The following is a 20,616-nucleotide window of genomic DNA, read 5'->3' on the forward strand; positions in this document are numbered from 1 at the left end:
TCCTTACTTCGTTGTATTTCGTTCTATAATTTCAATCGGCAAACGATAGTGTTTCTCTTCTAATGTATTTCCTTCCATTTGCTCTAACAACAACTCTGTTGCAATTTTCCCCATTTCATATATCGGTTGTGCAACTGTTGTAATAGATGGATACATCATTTCTGTTAAAGAAATTCCATCAAATCCGATAATTTGTAAATCATCTGGAATGGCAATCCCCTTTTGAAGTGCAGCCTTTACAATACCAATCGCAATTAAATCATTCCCAGCAACAATACCATCAATATGCGGGTATTCTTCTAATAATTCCATCGCTACACGCTCACTATTTGCTGGCTCAAACGTACTCTCCGCAATCATATACGAAAGATTATTTTGCGTAATAACGTCTACAAAACCTTCAAAACGTTCATTTGCAGTACTCACATCACGTGGTCCGCGAATATGTGCAATATGTTTACATCCTTTATCTAGTAACAACTTTGTCGCAGCCTGACTTCCTGCATAGTTATCTGCATATACAGTAGGAATACGCTCATTAAACATACGGTCAATCGCAACAACCGGAACAGATAAATTCATGTAATTAACACTATTTTGTGGATTCGTTGCTACAATAAATCCATCTACATTATTTTGTCTAAGTACATCAATGTATTGTTTCTCTTTTTCTAAACTTTCATCAGAGTTACAAAGGACAACTGTGTAACCTTGTTTATGTGCTACATCTTCTACGGCACGTGCAACTTCTGGAAAGAACGGATTCACGATATTCGGAACAACTAAGCCAATTAAACGAGACTTTTTATTATACAGTGAACGCGCTACTGTACTAGGCTTATAATCTAACATCTCTATTGCACGCTCTACCTTTTTTAATGTATCTTCATGAACATATCCATTTTTATTTAGAACTCTGGAAACGGTCGCAACAGATACTCCCGCTAATTTCGCAACGTCTTTAATCGTACTCATTCTCTTTTCTCCTCATTTCATGTAACCGTTTACAGAAAATAATATAACGTATTTCTAAAAATACGTCAATCATTTCTCACTAAAAAGCTTTTAAGGTTATACTCAAAAAAGCACCGCCATAAGGCGATGCTTCTTCATTACGAGTATGATACAGTTTTTTCTTTTTCTTCAACAGCAGGCTCTTCAGCATCTTTTTTACGATCTGATAGTTTAATTTTTTGTAAGAAAATCGTAAAGATGGCACCTACTACGATAAATACTAATCCTGTTAAGAATACAGTATGAAGCGAGTCTACTAAAGAGTTTTTCAAAATAGGTACAATGCTGTTAGCAAACGCTTCTGGCATTTGTTTTAATGCCTCTGGGCTAAATAGCATCGAATATAAACCTTGTGGATCTGTGTGAATCATATCTTTAAATTTCGTTACCATTTGTCCCGCTTCTTTCGGGAATGTATCTAATACAGGTACTAATTTATTTGTTAACGTTGTACCTGAAGTGTTATTCATAATTGATCCTAAAATTGTAATACCAAATGTTCCACCAATTTGACGGAAGAACTGACTTGATGACGTTACGACACCAAGGTCTTTTTTCGGGAAGCTTTCTTGTAACGCTAATGTTAATGTCGGCATTACAAGACCCATTCCTAAACCGATAACCATCATATAAGAAGTAGCTGTAAGCTTCGTTGTGTGCATATCCATCGTTGTTAATAACCAAAAACCACCGGCCATAATAAGCATACCTGCGATAATTTGTGGTTTTACACCAACTTTTAATACAAGTTGCCCACCGATAATACTCATTACAATCATTGTAATCATCATTGGAGTCATAATTGTTCCTGATTCAGCAGCACTTACTCCTACAATACCTTGCATGAAGAATGGTACGAACATAATCGCGCCGAACATTCCAATACTCATAAAGAATCCAATCGCATTCAGTATTGTAAATGTGCGATTTTTAAAGAAATGCATTGGTAAAATCGGCTCTTCAGCTTTCGTTTCAACAATAACAAAGCTAACGATACCAATTACAGCTAGTGCGAATAAACCGATAATTTGCCAAGAATCCCATGCATAATCTTTTCCGCCAAACGTTAGCGCAAGTAATAAACTTACAACACCTAGAATCATCGTAAAGATTCCAGCGATATCAATTTTAATTGGTCCTGTTTGTTTATGTGATTTTAATCCCATTGCAATAAAGATTGTTGCTAAAATACCAACCGGTAAGTTAATGTAGAATACCCATCTCCAGTTCACTGCATCTACAATCCAACCACCAACTTGCGGTCCAATTACAGAAGCAAGACCGTATAACGCACCAAAAATACCTTGCCATTTCGCACGTTCTTTTCCCGTGAACATATCTCCAATAATAATCATAGCCATTGGCATCATAATACCGCCACCAAGACCTTGAATACCACGGAAAATAATTAATTCTGTCATACCATTCGCCATACCACATAACGCCGAACCAATCATGAAAATAACTAGCCCTGTTATATATACGTTACGACGACCAAGTAAATCCGCTAATTTACCTGCAATTGGTACAACTGTCGTTGATGTTAACATATAAGCTGTCGTTAACCATGTCATTAAACTTAATCCGCCTAGGTCACCGACGATACGTGGCATTGCTGTACCAACAATTGTTCCATCTAATGCAGCAAATAGCATCGCGATTACTAAACCGATTAACAACAACTTTCTATTTTGATTTTCTTGTTGCTCCATGTAATCTCCTCAATTCCTCTTAGTTATTCTCTTTTTTCTCTTGTGTCCCGCAAATAATGGTTTCTAACTTCTCAAAGAGACGTAATAAATCTTCTCTTTCTTGCAACTCTAAATGTGAAAAGTATTTTGCAATATGCTCGTTGCGAGCTGTCATTGCCTCTTCTACTCTAGCTTTCCCCTTTTTCGTTAACTCGATGATGACAACACGACGGTCATCTTTGTCGTGATAGCGTTCTACAAGTTCTTGATCGATTAGACGATCAATCATCACTGTAATCGCGCTAGGCTTCACATACATCTTTTTTGCTAATGTTGTCGCTCTTGAAGCCCCATAATGATCTAAAATCTTTAAAATATAAAACTGCGGTGGTGTAAGTCCTGTTGCTTGCATTTGTTCTAATAACTCCGTCTGCATTTTCTTTCCAATCGAAAAGGCAAGAGCTTGAATTTTATCGATATGCGTCATATCATTTGGCATGTTATCCACCTCTTATTTAAACAATAAAATATTTAACGTATTTAAATATTAATCCCACGAACAAAATCCGTCAATACTTTTATTCATAAAAACGTTTACATTTTTGTCACAAAGTTGTATAATTTTCGACGAAGTTAATATTGACAGTCACGGAGAAACGGAGTACACGGCTATGAATCATAAAAAAGGAAACTTTTTTATATTTCATGGCCTTTTTATATTCTCTGTCTTAAAACGCTTCGAATTAATTAGGGGAGGATTTTCATTTTATGTTTTTCACACAATTATTTAAACCTGCGCCCCACGCGGAACGCTTACCAGCTGATCGCGTTGATAGCGAATACCGTAAATTACGTTTACAAGTATTCTTAGGTATCTTCATCGGTTATGCAGGTTACTACTTTGTTCGAAAAAACTTTTCACTAGCAATGCCATACTTAATCGAACAAGGCTTTAGTAAAGGGGAACTTGGGGTTATCCTTTCAGCAGTATCTATCGCTTACGGATTAAGTAAATTCTTGATGGGTATCGTATCCGATCGTTGTAATCCTCGCTACTTTTTAGCAGCTGGGCTATTTTTATCAGGTATCATTAATATTATTTTCGGCTCATTTTCTTTCATTACAACGAGCATTATACTTATGTTTGTACTTCAGTTTTTAAATGGATGGGTACAAGGTATGGGATGGCCTCCTTGTGGTCGTACGATGGTTCACTGGTTCTCTATTAGCGAGCGTGGTACAAAAATGTCTATTTGGAACGTCGCTCATAATGTCGGCGGCGCGCTTATGCCTTCTCTTGTAACATTAGGCTTATACTTCTTTGCAAATGACTGGAAAAGTATTTTTTACTTCCCAGGTATTCTTTCAATTTTAGTTGGTATTTATGTATTAATTACGATGAAAGATACGCCTCAATCTTGTGGACTACCTTCTATTGAAGAGCATACTGGAGAATATCCACCAGATGAGAAAATAAAAGATCGCGAACGCGAACTTTCGGCAAAAGAAATTTTATTTAAATACGTACTAAACAATAAGTTTTTATGGTACATCGCTATTGCGAACGTTTTCGTATATTTCGTACGTTACGGCGTTGTAGACTGGGCTCCTACTTATTTAGTAGAAGAAAAAAGCTTTACTCATAGTAGCTCACGTACTGCTTACGCTCTATATGAATGGGCTGGTATTCCAGGTACACTTCTTTGCGGATGGATGAGTGATAAACTATTTAAAGGACGTCGTGCACCTGCTGGTATTTTATTTATGGTTGGTGTATTTATCGCAGTTCTTGTTTACTGGTTAAACCCTCCTGGTAATCCAATGGTTGATAGTATCGCACTTGTCGCAATCGGATTTTTAATTTACGGACCGGTTATGCTAATTGGTCTACACGCTCTAGATTTAGCACCAAAGAAAGCTGCTGGAACTGCAGCAGGCTTAACTGGATTCTTCGGTTACTTAGGCGGAGCTGCTTTCGCTAGTGCCGCTATGGGCTTTATCGTAGATGCATTTGGATGGGATGGCGGATTTATCTTATTACTTGCATCTTGCATACTTGCAATGTTCTTCCTTGCCCTTACTTTAAATACAGGATCAACAAAACAAAAGCAAGCTTAAGTACAAATATTATACTTATCAAAAAAAGAGAGACCATTCTTTCCAGAATGCCTCTCTTTTTTCTACATATAAATCTTTTTTCTTACAAAAGATTTATTTTCCTCTCATATATATGTTAGCGCTTCCAAATTACTTCAACACCTAATACAACTGCATTCCACTTTTATATAAAAAGATTTTTGAATATTTTTTCAACTTATCCTTGTCAAACATTGTCAATTTATATTAAAATAACAACATACAAAATATTTAGTTTTTTCAGAAAAGATGGAGGGATAGCCATGAAGAATCCACTTCTTCGTATTGAAAACTTGCAAACTTCCTTTCGTATACAAGATCAGTATCATGCAGCAGTTGATGATGTATCCTTAACTGTTCATGAAAATGAAATTGTTGCTATCGTTGGTGAGTCAGGATGCGGAAAAAGTGCACTTGCCCTTTCCATTATGCGATTGCATAATGAAGCAAATACAAAATTACAAGGGCAGCTTAACTATAGAGATAAGGATCTACTAACCATGTCCGCCGCAGAGATGAATAAAGTACGCGGATCAAACATCGGTATGATTTTCCAAGAACCTCTTACAGCACTCGATCCTCTTATGACAGTTGGAAAACAAATCGAAGAAAACTTAGACTACCACACAAGCCTTTCAAAAGTTGAAAAGAAAGAACGCACCTTAGAACTACTCCATCAAGTTGGTATTCCAAAACCAGAACTTACATATAAACAATACCCACACGAATTATCTGGCGGAATGAGACAAAGAATTGTTATCGCAATTGCAATTGCTTGTAAGCCTGGACTCATCATTGCAGATGAGCCAACAACCGCTCTAGATGTAACAATTCAAGCTCAAATATTAGACTTACTAAAATCCATTCAAGAACAAACAAAAATGGGCATCATCTTAATTACACACGATTTAAGCGTCGTTGCCGAAACCGCCGATCGTATTGTCGTTATGTATGCAGGACAAGTTGTAGAAACAGGAACAGTAGAAGAGATTTTTAATAATCCTCTTCATCCATACACTCGTTCCTTATTAAACTCAATCCCGTCTGCATATGCAGAAAAAGAAAAGTTACACGTGATTCAAGGGGTTGTTCCTTCGTTGGCGAAGATGCCTCGCACGGGTTGCCGTTTCCAAGCTCGAATTCCATGGATTAGACCTGATCACCACGAGGAAAATCCAATTTTGCATGAAGTAAAGCCAGACCATTGGGTACGTTGTACTTGCTACAAGCATTTCAACTTCCAAGATAAGAAAGGAGATGACGTAACTCATGGCACTGCTTAAAGTAGACGATTTAAAAGTACATTTCCCAATTAAAGGTGGTTTCTTCGGACGTACATTAGATTTCGTGCGCGCTGTCGATGGCGTAAGTTTTGAATTACAACCGGGTGAAACATACGGAATCGTTGGTGAATCTGGTAGTGGTAAATCAACAACAGGTAAAGCAATTATGCATTTAACGAAAGCGACAAATGGTAGCATTCATTTTAACAATAAAGACTTAACAAAGTTAAGTCGCTCTGAGCTACGTGAACAACGAAAAGATATTCAAATGATTTTCCAAGATCCCTATTCATCATTAAATCCGAAAAAACGTGTTCTCGATATTATTGCTGAACCTCTTCGAAATTTTGAGAAGCTCTCACCTGATGAAGAACGTAGAACCGTTCAAGAGTATCTTAGTATAGTTGGATTAAACCCAGAATCTGTTTATAAATATCCACATGAGTTTTCTGGTGGACAAAGACAGCGAATTGGTATTGCACGGGCACTTACATTAAAACCGAAGCTTATTATCGCGGACGAACCTGTATCTGCACTTGACGTGTCGGTACAAGCTCAAGTTTTAAACTTCTTGCAAGATTTACAAGCTGAACTCGGACTAACATACTTATTTATTAGTCATGATTTAGGCGTAATTCGCCATATGTGTGACCGTATCGGTGTTATGTATCGCGGACGCATCGTTGAAGAAGCAACAAGTGCAGAAATTTATAATAATCCACAACATATCTATACGAAGCGCTTAATATCAGCTATTCCTGATATTCGTCCTGAAAACCGCGAACAACAACGTAAATTACGTCGTGAAGTAAGCGCTGAATACGAAAAATCATACGAAAACTATTTCAACGAAAATGGTCGTGCTTACGATTTAAAAACAATCTCGCCAACACACCGGGTGGCATTACCTTAAGGGAGTGATAAAACATGTGGAAGTTTATATTACGGAGATTTTTAGTGATGATCCCGCAATTATTCGTGTTAAGTATACTTGTCTTTCTACTAGCTAAAGCAATGCCAGGCGATGCCTTAACCGGCAGAGCAATGAATCCAAAAGCGGATCCAAAAGTAATTGAAGAACAACGTGAAAAGCTTGGATTAAATGACCCAGTTACAACACAATATGTTCGCTGGATTAAAAATGCAGTCCAAGGTGACTTCGGTATTTCCTATGCACACAAAATGAAAGTAACCGAGTTAATTGGAGAACGCCTTGGAAATACAGTATCTTTAGCACTTGTTATTCTTATTCTTACTTATTTAATTGCCATACCACTAGGAGTTATAAGTGGGCGGTGGAATGATACATGGGCTGATCGACTCATTACCATTTACAACTATCTAGGTTTTGCTACACCACTATTTATATTTGCACTCGTTATGCTCTTCCTATTCGGATTTAAGTTTGCAATATTCCCAACCGGCGGTAGCGTAGATCCTCAAGTTGCAACAGGAACATTTGCTTACTATTTAAGCAAATTAAATCACATGCTACTACCAGCTTTATCAGGGGCATTAATTGCAACAGTTGGTACTGTTCAATATTTACGAAGCGAAATTATTGATACGAAACATAAAGACTTTGTGCGTACAGTAAGAGCAAAAGGTGTTCCAGAATCAAAAATCTATTCTAGACATATTTTACGAAATTCATTCTTACCAATTGCAGCCTTCTTAGGCTATGAAATTACAGGATTAGTTGGCGGTGCCATCTTCTTAGAAAGTATTTTTAGCTATCCAGGAATTGGACAACTATTTATACAATCTATTTCTCAACGTGATTTTAGTGTAATAACTGCACTCGTTATGTTTACTGGATTTGCAACGTTACTTGGAACTCTCCTTTCAGATATTATTCTAAGCATCGTCGATCCACGTATTCGTATTGATTAATGGAGGTGAAGAAACATTATGTTAGCAAAACCCGAAAAACAAACTGAAGTTATTCATTACGAAAAAAGCCCTTCCGGTTTCTCTATTATGTGGCGAGAACTTCGTAAAGATAAATTAGCAATGTTTTCACTTTTTTTCCTAGCAATTTTATTACTAGCAGTCTACGCAACATCTTTTATTATGAAACAAGAAGATATTGTACGAGTTGATTTATTCGCTATTTATGCTCCTCCCTCTGCTGAACATTGGTTAGGAACAGATTACGGAGGACGCGATATTTTCGGTCAACTTATTATTGGTACACGTAACTCATTTACAATTGGATTAGCAATTACTATTCTTTCTTGTTTAATTGGTCTTTCAATTGGATTAATTGCCGGTTATTTCGGAGGAACTATTGATAATATCATTATGCGCGTTATCGACTTTGTTATGGTTTTACCATTTTTAATGCTTGTAATTGTATTTATTACACTTGTTCCTACGTTCAATATTTTCACTTTCATTTTAATTATGAGCGTGTTCTTATGGACAGGAAAAGCCAGATTAATTCGCTCAAAAGTATTAACTGAAAAAGAACTCGATTATGTCTCTGCATCTAAAACTTTAGGAACACCAAACTGGAAAATCATTCTTTTCCAAGTACTACCTAACTTAAGTTCAATTATCATTGTTAGCATTACATTAAATCTTGCTGGAAACATCGGTATTGAATCTGGTCTAACTTTCTTAGGATTTGGTCTACCAGAAAGTACACCAAGCCTTGGTACACTTGTTAGTTATGCTAGAAATCCAGATGTATTACAAGAGAAATGGTGGATTTGGTTACCCGCATCAATCATGATTTTAACATTGATGCTGTGTATAAATTTTATTGGTCAAGCGCTACGCCGTTCGGCCGACGCAAGACAAAGAAAGGGATAAGGGGTGGAAGAAATGACAAATAAGCCAAAGTTTTTCAAAGTATTAAGTACACTTGCAGTTTCAACATTACTACTTTCAGCATGTGGGGGCAGTGGTGGTAGTGAAAAAACGAGCAGCACAAAAAAAGTAGATACAAATAAATTTAGTGCATCTGTTAAAAATGATAAAAAGGAAATTAAAGATGGTTCATTAACATATGGTCTTGTTTCTAACACACCATTTGAAGGACTTTTAAATTTCGCTGTATATGAAGGAGATCCTGATAACCAAGTCATTACAATTTTCGATGAATCTTTATTATCAAATGACGAAAACTGGGAATACACAAATGATGGCGCTGCTACATATGAAATTTCTGCAGATAAAAAGACAATTACACTAAAAATCAAAGATAATGTAAAATGGCATGATGGAAACCCTGTTACTGCTGAGGATTTAGAATACTCTTATCTAGTGATTGGTAGTAAAAAATATGCCGGTTCTCGCTATGACACTCAAATGCAAATGATTGAAGGTATGGAAGATTACCACAATGGAAAATCCGAAAAAATTTCAGGTATAAAGGTAACGGATCCAAAAACAATTTCGATTACATTTAAAGAGCCGAATCCTTCAGTGAAAACTGGGCTTTGGGCATACCCTCTTCATAAGAAATATTTAGGAGATGTACCAATCGATAAATTAGCAGAATCTGACAAAATCCGTAAAAACCCAATTGGTTTCGGACCTTTTAAAGTGAAGAAAATTACTCCAGGAGAATCTGTTGAATTTGAACGTTTTGATGATTATTATGGTGGAAAACCAAAACTGAAAAGTATGGTTTTAAAAGTTGTTAACCCTTCCGTTGTTAACGCGTCCTTAAAAAATGGTGATATTGACATTGCTGAAGTAAGTGCAGATCAGTATCCAAATGTAAGTAAATTAAAAAATGCACAATTAGTCGGTAAAACCGATTTATACTATAGTTATATCGGCTTTAAATTAGGCCATATGGATAAAGAAAAAGAAGAAGTAGTGATGGATAAGGAGAAATTTAAAGATGTTCGTGTACGTCAAGCGATGGCGTATGCTATTGATCGAAAAGAAATTGGCGAAAAATTATATCACGGCCTACGTTATCCGGCTAACTCACCAATCCCACCATCTCTACCAAAATATCATAACAATAAAATTGGTGCCTATGATAAAGATGTAGAGAAAGCTAAAAAGTTATTAGATGAAGCTGGCTATAAAGATACGAACGGGGATGGATTCCGCGAAGACCCGAATGGTAAAGAATTTAAAGCTAATTTCTTATCAATGAGTGGTAGCGATGTAAGTGAACCACTTGCAAAATTCTTTATTCAATCTTGGAAAGACATCGGTCTAAAAGTAGAGCTTCTTGATGGTCGCTTACATGAATTCAACTCATTCTACGATATGATTAAAAAAGATGATCCAAAAGTTGATCTTTTTGCGGCAGCTTGGGGAACTGCATCTGATCCAGATCCTTCTGGTATTTGGGCTAAAAATGCAGCGTTCAATTACACACGTTGGGCTACTGACAAAAACACAGAATTATTAAAACAAGGTATTTCTCCAAAAGCTGCTGATGAAAAGTACCGTAAAGATGTCTACGATAAATGGCAAAAATTAGTTCATGATGAAGTACCATTAATTCCACTTCATTATAAATTTGACCTAAAAGGTGTAAATAATCGCGTAAAAGATTACAAATATACACCAGAAGATCAATATAAGTGGGGTAAAGTTAGCGTAACGAGCGATAAAGCAGAAACAGAGAAATAATAAAATAGCTCCTGGCACTGAGATACATGCCAGGAGCTATTTTTTATTTACAATCCTTTTCTTACTATTTATAACAACCAATTCCTTCCCTACTCTAATATTAAAAGATTTGATGAAATACCTTTATTAAAACAGCTAACGTAACAGATCCAGCAAATCCCCCTAAACAAATTAAGCTTACCCCTTGACTATATGACAAATTTTGAAATGATTTCATTGCTTCCATCCTCCCTATCTCCCCTTTGATACTTTTATTTTACCAATGGGAAAAATTTCATAACATCGATTTCTCTAACAACTAACTTACAAATTTGTAAGTTAACATCTTTTCAACTTATATATCTAGTATTTCCACAAATGAGAGTTCTTTATACATAAAAAAGACCTCAGCTATACTAAGGTCTTTAGTTACATTTTATTTTATAATCATCACCGGACATTTCACTCGTTTTGCTATTTTATGACTTACACTACCAAGTACCATTTCTTGCAGTGTATTTAGCCCTCTGCTTCCGGCGATAACAAGATCTATATCTCCTGTATTTACATATTGAACAATTGTATCTCCAGGATCACCATGTAATATCGTAATTGTATAAGATATGTTCTCTTTCTTTAATAAAACTTCAATCTCTTTTAATTTATCTTTTCGACTAGCCGATATTGTTTCTAAATCTGTTTGACCTTGTATAATATCTGATTTTGCCGTTCTATTATCTACTACGTACACAACTTCAACATTTGTTTCTGCGCTACATTTCGCAATATATGTTGCATGTTCCGCTGCTCGAAGTGCATGTTCAGAACCGTCACATGCTAATATAATTTGTTTGTACATATGCTGAATCCCCTTTTCGTTATCCTACTCGTATTATATAATAAAGCCTCCTAAAAAGGAGGCTTTTAACTAGCAATTCTTTTATTATAAGTAGCTAAATTTGCAACAAGTTTTGAGCTACGTTCATTTAATCCTGTTATACTTACTTTCACACCACTTTGCTCATACTTTATGATAACTTTATCAATTGATGCCACCGCTGAATCATCCCATACGTGCGCATGAGTAAAATTCATTTCAATTTCTTTTACATCTTCATTAAATGAAAAATTATTTATGAAATCGGCTGTGGATGCAAAGAAAAGTTGACCGTGAATTTCGTATATTTTCTTATTTTCAATATATAAATGTTTCACGTGAATCTTTGCCATATTGAATGCAAATAACACCGCACTAATTACTGTTCCGATAATTACACCTAATGCTAAGTTATGTGTAATTAGGACAATCACAACTGTTACGATCATAACAAATGCGTTTCCTTTTGGTACTTTATGAATCGTTGTTACAGAGTTCCAATCAAACGTTCCAATTGAAACCATAATCATAACCGCAACTAAAGCTGCCATCGGAATATGAACGACATAATCTCCTAAAACGAATAATAATACGATTAAAAATCCGCCCGCTACAAATGTTGATAGGCGACCTCGTCCACCTGATTTAATATTAATAACAGATTGGCCGATCATTGCACATCCTGCCATTCCTCCGAAAAATCCAGCAACGATGTTTGCGATCCCTTGTCCGCGTGCCTCTTTATGCTTATTACTTTCTGTATGCGTCATATCATCTAAAACTGAAGCTGTTAATAAAGACTCTAGTAAACCAATGATTGCAAGCATAACTGCATAAGGTAAAATAATCCCTAATGTTTCTAATGTAAATGGCACATCAGGAATACTAAAGAACGGTAATTCTTTCGGCAGGCTTCCCATATCCCCTACTGTTTTCAACTGTAATCCGCTCATAAGTGCAATACTCGTCACAATAATAATTGAAATAAGCGTAGAAGGTACAACCGTTGTAATACGTGGAAATAAATATATAATTGCAAGTCCTAATACAACGAGTGCATACATTTGCCAAGTTGCATTTTTAAAATGCGGTAATTGCGCTGTAAAAACTAAAATTCCAAGTGAATTTAAAAAACCACTCATAACAGATTTCGGAACAAACTTCATAAATGAGCTCAGTTTGAACACGCCAAAAATAATTTGGACGATACCTGTTAATATTGTTGTAGCAAATAAATATTGCAAACCATGATCTTTAACGAGCGTTACCATTAATAATGCCATTGCACCTGTTGCAGCTGAAATCATTCCAGTTCTTCCGCCAACAAATGAAATGGTAACCGCAATACAAAAGGCTGCGTATAGTCCAACTGTCGGATCTACGCCTGCAATAACAGAGAAGGCTATCGCTTCAGGGATTAATGCTAAAGCAACGACAATTCCTGATAACACGTCCCCTCTCACATTAGAAAACCAGTCATTTTTTATCGTTTGAAACAAAATACCACTCCTCTACTCCTTTATAATTTGATTTTCTCCATAAGAAAATCTAGCCGACTGCACGAAAGCTATTATATAACGAGTAGAAGATTTTTTACTATGTAAAAGTTTCCTAAAGAAAAAGACGCTACCTTAGTAGCGTCTTTTCTCATTTCGTTAATGTCCACCGTGTCCTTGACCACTTTCCTGAACAATTTCTAACCTCTCATCTAGTATTCCTTGTGTTTCAAATGAAATATCACTCGTACTTCCTAATAAGAAGCCATGATTATATGGTCCAAGTGTTGGATCATCTTTAAACTTCGGCTGAATGCTTGCAAGGAAGTCATACACTGGTTGTGAAGCTTTACCTTCTTCTAATAATACAACAGGTGCGTGTTTACCCATATGTGAAAAAGGTGCCCCAGCAACTGCTAAATCTGGTGTTTTGCTTGAAACAAATGATAAACCGTGACCAGATTTTGTGAATCCCCAGCCAAATTTTGTTTTTTCATCTTTAAATTTAGCGAACGCAATCGAGTTTTCTGTAGGGGTCTCTCCACTAATACGCGTTACTTTCCCGTATTTGCTTAACTCCTTTTCTACTTCTTTTGAAACAATTTTTTCTGGCCCTAATATATATATATTTGCTTTATCTTTTCTCATCTTTAATGCCTCTATTGTCGCTTCTGGCACTTTATTCTTTTCTGTATAGAGTAGTGGTTCCGGCATATGAGAAATCCAATTTACAGCGGGTGTTGTATATAAACGTCCTTCTTCTGCAGATGAACCGATAATAACACTATTTGGGTAGCTTCCTGTTATATCGGCATACTCCTTATCAACATCTTTCGCAAATATAGCTGGGTCCGTTTCTTTTATTTGTTTTACTTTATAACCTTTTAATTGTTCAAGCGCGCTAGTACCTACATCCCCCATCACCATAATTTGTGTTCCATCTTTCGTTCCGATTGGATTTAATCGTTTTATTTCTTTTAACGTCATTTCCGGTATCTTTTCTTTTTCTATAAATAAAATCGGCCCGTTATTCGGATGATGAATAAGGTCTGCACTCGCAATACCTAATTGCCACTCGCTTGCTGGTACTAAAATAACAGCACCCGGCTGGTTCTCTTTATGGGTTGCTGGCCATATCGTTTGCGAAGTTAACACTGCCATTTGCAGGGGATCATTTGTATTTAACCTTGTTACATTTTTTAAACTTGTCGTTAATAAATCATTCGATGCCCCTTCGTTCATTTCTTTTGGCGCCGTTACCTCCTGATTCATTTTCATTTCCTTTTGCTCTGTTTTCTTCTCTTTTGTAGATTCATGGTTTTTATGGTCTGTATTCGTTTGTCCACATGCAGCAAGACCAACTGCTGTAATTATTGTTATCCCAAAAATTCGGGTCATTTTTTTCATTATACCGCCTCCGTATTAATCATTTTTGAGCCAATATGATTACCTAAAATGTAATTTCAACTCCACAATAACAAGCAATTCTGAAGAAATTATGCAGACACATCATAATCTGCACCATTTCTTCATGATTTTGCATTACACTTTAAGTAACGATTATAAATATGGAGGGCTCTCTATGATTGATATACTGCTCGTAGACGATGAACCGAGAATGCTTGAATTATTAACGCTTTATCTTACCCCAATTGGATATAACTGCGTATGTGCGACTTCAGGAGAAGAGGCTATTTTACATATAGAAAATCGAAACTTTAAATTTGTTTTACTCGATATTATGATGCCAAAGATGGACGGATGGGAAACGTGCAAAAAAATCCGATCTTTTAGTAACATTCCCATTATTATGGTTACAGCTCGTGATCAAACAGTAGATGTCGTTCAAGGATTAAAACTTGGAGCCGATGATTACGTAACGAAACCTTTCCATGAAGAAGAACTTTTCGCAAGAATTGAAGCCGTTTTAAGACGTACAAATGAACATAAACAAATCCAATATCACGGTATTGTATGGGATGAAACAAAACACTTCGTTTCTGTCCATAATGAAGAACTCCTTCTCACACCAATTGAATTTTCTTTACTCGGATTATTTTTACGCCATGTGAACTACGTATTAAACCGTGATCAGCTCATCGAACGAATTTGGGGGTTAAACACAAATACAGAAGATCGCACAGTCGATTCACATATTCGTAATTTACGTGATAAATTGCGAAAAGCAAATTTCCCTATTGATCACCATTTAAAAACTGTTTACGGAGTCGGATATCGATGGGTTGATACTCTAGATTAAGGAGCAAAGCAATGAAGCGAATTTCTATTCAGCTCGGATTTTATTTTTTGATTGTTACACTTTTAATCGAAAGTGTTCTATTTGTCTCGCTTTATTATAGCCTTGTCAACAATAGAGTAAATGAAGAAATGACAGCTTTATTAAAGCGCGGAAATAGTCACAGAGATGTCCTTGAAAAGTATTTTGATAAGCAAACAATCTCCCATGTTGCACTAATGGAATCCGAAGCCGAAACTACTGTTGTTATTACAAATGCAAATAAGGAGGTACTAGCTAAATCCAATGAAATAAATACTACTATAAAAAAGCATATTGAAAAGATGCAAACACGGACAGATCATGACGGAGCAATTATAGAGAATCATTGGAAAACATCTAATTATATATGTACAGTTAGCCCCATTGTAGTGGCTGGAAAAACGGAAGGCTACGTATATATGTTTCTCGGGACGGAATCAATCGAGGAAATGGTTAACGGGCTAACAAGACAATTCATTATTGCCGGAGTCATTACGTTTCTACTAACAGCCATCACCATCTTTCTATTATCACGTTTGTTAACAAAACCATTGTTACACATGAAACATGCAACTGAAAAAATGAGTAAAGGCGATTTGTCCGTTTCGTTAACAACTACTCGAAATGATGAAATTGGTGAACTAGCATCATCTATTCAAACGCTCGCAAATGATTTACATTATATGAAAACAGAGCGAAGTGAATTTCTAGCAAGTGTTGCTCACGAATTACGAACACCATTAACATACGTAAGAGGTTATGCTGACATTGCTTTAAAAGAAAGCACCCCTCCTGAGCAACGTTTGCGATATTTATCAATTATAAAAGATGAGTCTGATTACATTACAAACTTAGTTCAAGATTTATTTTCACTTGCACAAATGGAACAACATAACTTTTCTATTCAAGTAAAGGAAGTGCATTTACACACCTTCCTTACTCGCATAGCTGAAAAAGTAAACGCCATGTATAAAGAAAGATACATTAAAGTTTCTTTCTCTTGTCCTCCTACACTGCTAGGAAACTTAGATGAGCAGCGATTTGAACAAGTTATAGTAAACATGTTAAATAACGCTTATAGACACTCAAAGGAGCATTCTTATATCAATATTTCTGTAATAGAGGAACATAAACGTGTTTCCATTAAAATTGAGGACGAAGGCGAAGGTATCCCGCCTGAAGACCTCCCTCACATTTTTGACCGCTTTTACCGTGTCGATAAAGCAAGAACACGATCTACAGGCGGAACTGGTTTAGGACTCTCTATCGTGAAGGAAATTGTAGAGCTACACGGCGGGAATATTACAGTAACGAGTGAAATCAATCACGGGTCTTGCTTTATAATTTCATTACCATCTATAAATAAACACGACTATCATCAGTAGTCGTGTTTATTTATCCCGCATTAACGGGCAGTACGACCCCTACATCAAAATTCAGCGGAAGCAAAGAAGTTAGGTGGGGGATCAACTGCCCGTAAAAGCCCGATTGGTTCAACTAATAATCAGTGGGAGATGAACAAAACCCCCACTGATTAAAGTTTCACTTTATCATTTTACTTTATAATATAAATTTACAAATTGCCCAAAACGTTTCGTATCCGTTAAAGTTAAATTAATTTCTGGATTCTTTTCTTTAAATAATGGGACACCTGAGCCTAATATATGCGGTGTAATCGTAACAATATATTCATCAATTAGATTATTTTTAAAGAATTCTCTCAGTAGCTCTCCTCCACCAACCATCCATATTTTAGATCCTTCTTGTGCTTTTAACCTTTTTGTAAACTCCACTACATCTTCATTTACAAATTCCACGTTTCCGTCTGAACCTTTTTCTGAACGAGAAAAAACATAACATGCTTTATCTAAGTACGGGAATGTTTCCGTATGCTCTACTACATAATCGTACGTTTTCTTTCCCATAATTATTGTATCAATCGTTTCGTACATTTCTGTATAACCGTTATCTCCCTCTCCTTCCGTTTCCATTAACCACTCTAAATCATCATTTTCTTTCGCAATATATCCATCTAAGCTCGCCGCTATAAATAAAACTATTTCACGTGACATATCTTTTCCTCCTTGCATCTCATCTTGATAACATATGATGTAAACAATATACTAACAATAAAATACGACAATTTATGTCATGTTAAAAAGAAAAAAGGTGATACATTTGTCAAAAGCTAAACGCTTATTAGATATTCTTATATTTGCTTCTACAAAAAAAGCATTTACAGCGCAAGAAATAGCTGATGAATTTAATATTTCCGTTCGTACGGTTCATAGATACATTTTAGATTTAAGTGATATGGGATTACCCATTTATGCTGAACAAGGTCGTAATGGAGGATATAAAGTATTAACAACTAGGGTCATTCCACCTATCTTATTTACGGAAGAAGAAGCAGTCTCCATCTTTTTTGCCTTTCAATCTTTAAGCTACTACAGAGACTTGCCTTTTAATACAGAAATCAATTCTGTCACTCATAAACTATATAGCTCTCTACAACATGATGCGAAAGCGAAAGTTGATAAAATACGCTCTTATATTGCCTTTTGGAATCCGAAGAGAGCAATTGATACACCCCTTTTAAACGAAGTGCTAACCGCGGCTATTGAAAATAAAGATTTACACTTTCAATACGAATCTAAGTCGGGAATAAAAACAAAACATGTTCATCCTATCGGTGTATATTCTCATGACGGGCTATGGTACTTACCGTCCTATGACTATGGCAGGAAAAAAGTATTACTGTATCGCATCGATCGTATTCTTTCTATATTATCAACGGAAGAAAATGAGGATACATTCATGAATTTAGAAGAGTGGTTTGCCTCTGACTCTAACTTAGTACATAGTCCTACTCAGTTACATGTTTTACTGACAACAGAAGGCGTACGCCAATGTAAAAGCGTTCCTTACCTTGAGGAATTCGTTATAGTAAACGAGGATGGGACAGGATATATACATTCAACAATTGATAAAGGTGAGATTAACTTTATTACTCCTTTATTTTATAGACTTGGAAAAGATGCAAAAGTTTTAGAACCGAAAGAATTGATAGATGGTTTACGTATACGTGCGAAAGAAGTTTTACATATGTATGAAGACGAAAAAAGCTGCTAAATATAAGCAGCTTTTTGTGTATTTGTTCCTATTGTTTTGACTGTTGACGAATATCAAACCACCAACGATGTTTCGCATTCATATTTTCAGTGTCGCCAGTCCCTCTGTAATTGAAAGCATCCAAAAAGATTGAATCTAGTTTATCCTCATCTACAAAATAACCTAGATTAACCTTTACAGTTTGTCCTGGTGTGATACTGCCAATATTGTAAAAGCTTTTTCCATCTCCGTGAGGTTCTAAATAATCCACTTCACCCGTCATAATACGCGTTGCGTCCATTCCCTCTTCTTTAGCGTAGTTCCATGCATTCCCTTCAAATTTAAGCTGTTTTATGGATGGATGCATATAGATTTCTTCTGTCGACTTTTTACCAATATTTTTCACTGTTGTTGTTAAATAGACAAATTTAACATTAACTAATTTCGAATCTACTAATGTATCAATTGAATCTTTACCATTCCCTAATTTATATTCATCTCGTCTGTACGATAGTAATTTTCCCATCTGATCTAAAGCCTTATTCTTGCTTAATATCTCTAGGCCAAGTTCATTAAAATTCTCTTGTTTAAAATCTTTAATTGAATCAAAGACTTCAACTTTTTCTATCACATATTCAATTTGGCTGTTATCCATAGATATCGTTACTGGAACCTTTTGTCCTATATGAAATAGTCGTTTACTATCTTTTTTCAATGGAATCACCTTATTTTCTTTCGGTTCAGCTGCTTTGGTAAAGCGATTTTCATCATAATCTGCTATATATGATGCCTTTTCTTTTGACGTAGGCTCAAGTGAAATACTCCCTAACACATCTATCATTTGTTCTTCGTTTACATCGGATCCAATATAACTTTCTAACATAATCCCTTCTTTCTCAAAAAAGAGAAAGACCTTTCTGTCAAACATTACGTTGTTGTTTCCAGTTTCTTTATGGACAATTACTGCTTTCCTGCCATTTATCTCTTTTTCTTCATAACTTTTTGAATATAAAGTTTGAAAATCCGCATTTTCTCCCACTCTCGAAAGAACGAATGAAAACCCGCCCATTGCGTCGTTATCTTTAAATGAATATTTCATAGCACTATCATCGATTGCTTCCATATTTTCTGGCAATTTACCTATTTTCAGCTTATACCACTTATCACTCTTTTTTGAGTCCTTATTTTTTACCGACACATTTACTTCGTAATTTTGTTTTTGAACAATCATATTATAGACTTTCACTGCACCAAAAACAGTTGTTGGCATACCAATTAATAAACAGGCAGCAGCGATTAACATACGATGTCTTTTACGCTTTTTCTGTGGTCGCTCGCCTCTCAGCTTCATTTCTTCCATAAACAATTTCTTTTTGCGCGTATATGTATGTGAAAATTCATGTTGTTCTTCGAGTTTATCAAAATCATCTAAAGCAATTTTTTCAGCAAGTTCATATATTTCTTTGGAGTTCTTTGAATTCGTCATGTTGTATACCTCCTATCATATTTTGGACTCGTTTTCGAGCACGCTCAAACTGCTTGCGGACATTGGCCTCCGTTATCCCCATGACAATTGAAATTTCTTGATACGTTAAGTTATAGAAGACTTTATACTTAAACACCTGTCTATTAGACTCATTTAACTCTTTTAACAATGCATCAATTTGAAACTCGGACATTACACGTTTTTCCCACTCTTCAATATTTTCATCTACTGTTTCTGTTGATTCTCTTTCATATTCTTCTAAAAATGTTTCATGTCGTCTATTTTTCCGATAGCTATCAATCGCCTTGTTTTTCGCAACCCTCAAAATGTAGCGTTTAAGCTCTTCAGTACTCAAGCTATGGAGCTTTTCCAAGTTCTTATAAAGAGTAATAAACGTCTCTTGAACCGCATCTTCAGCCTGTTGAATATTATTTAAAATAGAATAAGCTACATAATAAATTTTTTGTTCATACAACTCATATAGCTCTTCCATCTTTTCATAATCGTTGTTTGTAACTTTCATATAATTCCTCCTCTCACTCTATATAACGAATGAGCACTGTAACTTTGTGACACTGCAAAATCTTTTTATAGATAAAATTTAATAATAGAATAAGCAAAAGCCCAATTTCTCTATTGTAACTAAGAAATTGGGCTTTT

General features: G+C 35.7%; 19 protein-coding genes. 9 read left to right on the plus strand and 10 right to left on the minus strand.

What is annotated here, in order from left to right; translation table 11 throughout:
• Positions 1 to 3 precede the first annotated feature (3 nt).
• From rbsR to AC1Q51_RS22735, 3 genes are all read right to left on the minus strand, one after another.
• A complete protein-coding gene (gene rbsR / locus AC1Q51_RS22725) occupies positions 4 to 975 on the minus strand; it encodes a ribose operon transcriptional repressor RbsR (protein WP_000104051.1) in 972 nt (323 codons plus the stop codon).
• Positions 976 to 1,112: 137 nt separating this feature from the next.
• A complete protein-coding gene (locus AC1Q51_RS22730; RefSeq protein ID WP_000437647.1) occupies positions 1,113 to 2,726 on the minus strand; it encodes an MDR family MFS transporter in 1,614 nt (537 codons plus the stop codon).
• A 19-nt stretch (positions 2,727 to 2,745) separates the two neighbouring features.
• Complete coding sequence (locus tag AC1Q51_RS22735; protein ID WP_001132365.1) at positions 2,746 to 3,204, minus strand: MarR family winged helix-turn-helix transcriptional regulator; 459 nt, start codon at positions 3,202 to 3,204, stop codon at positions 2,746 to 2,748.
• 269 nt (positions 3,205 to 3,473) lie between these two features.
• Between AC1Q51_RS22735 and glpT the strand changes: the two genes are divergently transcribed.
• From glpT to opp4A, 6 genes are all read left to right on the plus strand, one after another.
• Positions 3,474 to 4,823, plus strand: coding sequence for a glycerol-3-phosphate transporter (glpT, locus tag AC1Q51_RS22740; RefSeq protein WP_000466388.1), 1,350 nt, complete (start codon positions 3,474 to 3,476; stop codon positions 4,821 to 4,823).
• A gap of 281 nt (positions 4,824 to 5,104) precedes the next feature.
• A complete protein-coding gene (locus AC1Q51_RS22745) occupies positions 5,105 to 6,124 on the plus strand; it encodes an ABC transporter ATP-binding protein (protein ID WP_090978411.1) in 1,020 nt (339 codons plus the stop codon).
• A complete protein-coding gene (locus AC1Q51_RS22750; RefSeq protein WP_064532047.1) occupies positions 6,111 to 7,037 on the plus strand; it encodes an ABC transporter ATP-binding protein in 927 nt (308 codons plus the stop codon). The genes AC1Q51_RS22745 and AC1Q51_RS22750 overlap by 14 nt, the downstream gene beginning before the upstream one ends.
• 14 nt (positions 7,038 to 7,051) lie before the next feature.
• The gene (gene opp4B, locus AC1Q51_RS22755) at positions 7,052 to 8,017 is read left to right on the plus strand and encodes an oligopeptide ABC transporter permease (protein WP_064532045.1); all 966 of its coding nucleotides are present in this window, start codon (positions 7,052 to 7,054) and stop codon (positions 8,015 to 8,017) included.
• Between the two features lie 18 nt (positions 8,018 to 8,035).
• A complete protein-coding gene (locus AC1Q51_RS22760) occupies positions 8,036 to 8,941 on the plus strand; it encodes an ABC transporter permease (RefSeq protein ID WP_064532043.1) in 906 nt (301 codons plus the stop codon).
• 12 nt (positions 8,942 to 8,953) lie between these two features.
• A complete protein-coding gene (gene opp4A / locus AC1Q51_RS22765) occupies positions 8,954 to 10,729 on the plus strand; it encodes an oligopeptide ABC transporter substrate-binding protein (RefSeq protein WP_098235138.1) in 1,776 nt (591 codons plus the stop codon).
• Positions 10,730 to 10,829: 100 nt separating this feature from the next.
• Here the strand turns inward: opp4A and AC1Q51_RS22770 are convergent, their stop codons facing one another.
• The 4 genes from AC1Q51_RS22770 to AC1Q51_RS22785 form a co-directional block, all read right to left on the minus strand.
• Positions 10,830 to 10,946 carry a DUF4027 family protein gene (locus tag AC1Q51_RS22770; RefSeq protein ID WP_002094283.1) on the minus strand — a complete coding sequence of 39 codons (117 nt, stop codon included), beginning with the start codon at positions 10,944 to 10,946 and terminating at the stop codon, positions 10,830 to 10,832.
• Positions 10,947 to 11,144: 198 nt separating this feature from the next.
• Positions 11,145 to 11,567, minus strand: coding sequence for a universal stress protein (locus tag AC1Q51_RS22775; protein ID WP_000277991.1), 423 nt, complete (start codon positions 11,565 to 11,567; stop codon positions 11,145 to 11,147).
• 65 nt (positions 11,568 to 11,632) lie between these two features.
• Positions 11,633 to 13,084, minus strand: a complete 1,452-nt coding sequence (locus tag AC1Q51_RS22780) for a SulP family inorganic anion transporter (protein ID WP_000487918.1) — start codon at positions 13,082 to 13,084, stop codon at positions 11,633 to 11,635.
• Positions 13,085 to 13,240: 156 nt separating this feature from the next.
• The gene (locus AC1Q51_RS22785; RefSeq protein WP_492331730.1) at positions 13,241 to 14,488 is read right to left on the minus strand and encodes a cell wall-binding repeat-containing protein; all 1,248 of its coding nucleotides are present in this window, start codon (positions 14,486 to 14,488) and stop codon (positions 13,241 to 13,243) included.
• A 175-nt stretch (positions 14,489 to 14,663) separates the two neighbouring features.
• Here AC1Q51_RS22785 and AC1Q51_RS22790 point away from each other — a divergent pair, with 175 nt between their 5' ends.
• Together AC1Q51_RS22790 and AC1Q51_RS22795 are read left to right on the plus strand one after the other, a co-directional pair.
• Positions 14,664 to 15,341, plus strand: a complete 678-nt coding sequence (locus AC1Q51_RS22790) for a response regulator transcription factor (protein ID WP_053565245.1) — start codon at positions 14,664 to 14,666, stop codon at positions 15,339 to 15,341.
• An 11-nt stretch (positions 15,342 to 15,352) separates the two neighbouring features.
• Positions 15,353 to 16,744: a sensor histidine kinase gene (locus AC1Q51_RS22795; RefSeq protein WP_492331731.1), complete on the plus strand. Its 1,392-nt coding sequence runs from the start codon at positions 15,353 to 15,355 to the stop codon at positions 16,742 to 16,744.
• A 165-nt stretch (positions 16,745 to 16,909) separates the two neighbouring features.
• On the opposite strand, the gene AC1Q51_RS22800 is transcribed toward AC1Q51_RS22795, so the two are convergent.
• Complete coding sequence (locus AC1Q51_RS22800) at positions 16,910 to 17,431, minus strand: dihydrofolate reductase family protein (RefSeq protein ID WP_000085779.1); 522 nt, start codon at positions 17,429 to 17,431, stop codon at positions 16,910 to 16,912.
• A gap of 79 nt (positions 17,432 to 17,510) precedes the next feature.
• Here AC1Q51_RS22800 and AC1Q51_RS22805 point away from each other — a divergent pair, with 79 nt between their 5' ends.
• Entirely contained in the window at positions 17,511 to 18,491 is a 981-nt protein-coding gene (locus tag AC1Q51_RS22805) for a helix-turn-helix transcriptional regulator (protein WP_141541659.1), read from the plus strand.
• A gap of 28 nt (positions 18,492 to 18,519) precedes the next feature.
• Here the strand turns inward: AC1Q51_RS22805 and AC1Q51_RS22810 are convergent, their stop codons facing one another.
• The gene (locus AC1Q51_RS22810; RefSeq protein ID WP_326341663.1) at positions 18,520 to 19,956 is read right to left on the minus strand and encodes a DUF4367 domain-containing protein; all 1,437 of its coding nucleotides are present in this window, start codon (positions 19,954 to 19,956) and stop codon (positions 18,520 to 18,522) included.
• Complete coding sequence (locus AC1Q51_RS22815) at positions 19,922 to 20,479, minus strand: RNA polymerase sigma factor (RefSeq protein WP_492331732.1); 558 nt, start codon at positions 20,477 to 20,479, stop codon at positions 19,922 to 19,924. The genes AC1Q51_RS22810 and AC1Q51_RS22815 overlap by 35 nt, the downstream gene beginning before the upstream one ends.
• Between the last annotated feature and the right edge of the window lie 137 nt (positions 20,480 to 20,616).

It is taken from the genome of Bacillus sp. MT94 (assembly GCF_058792475.1).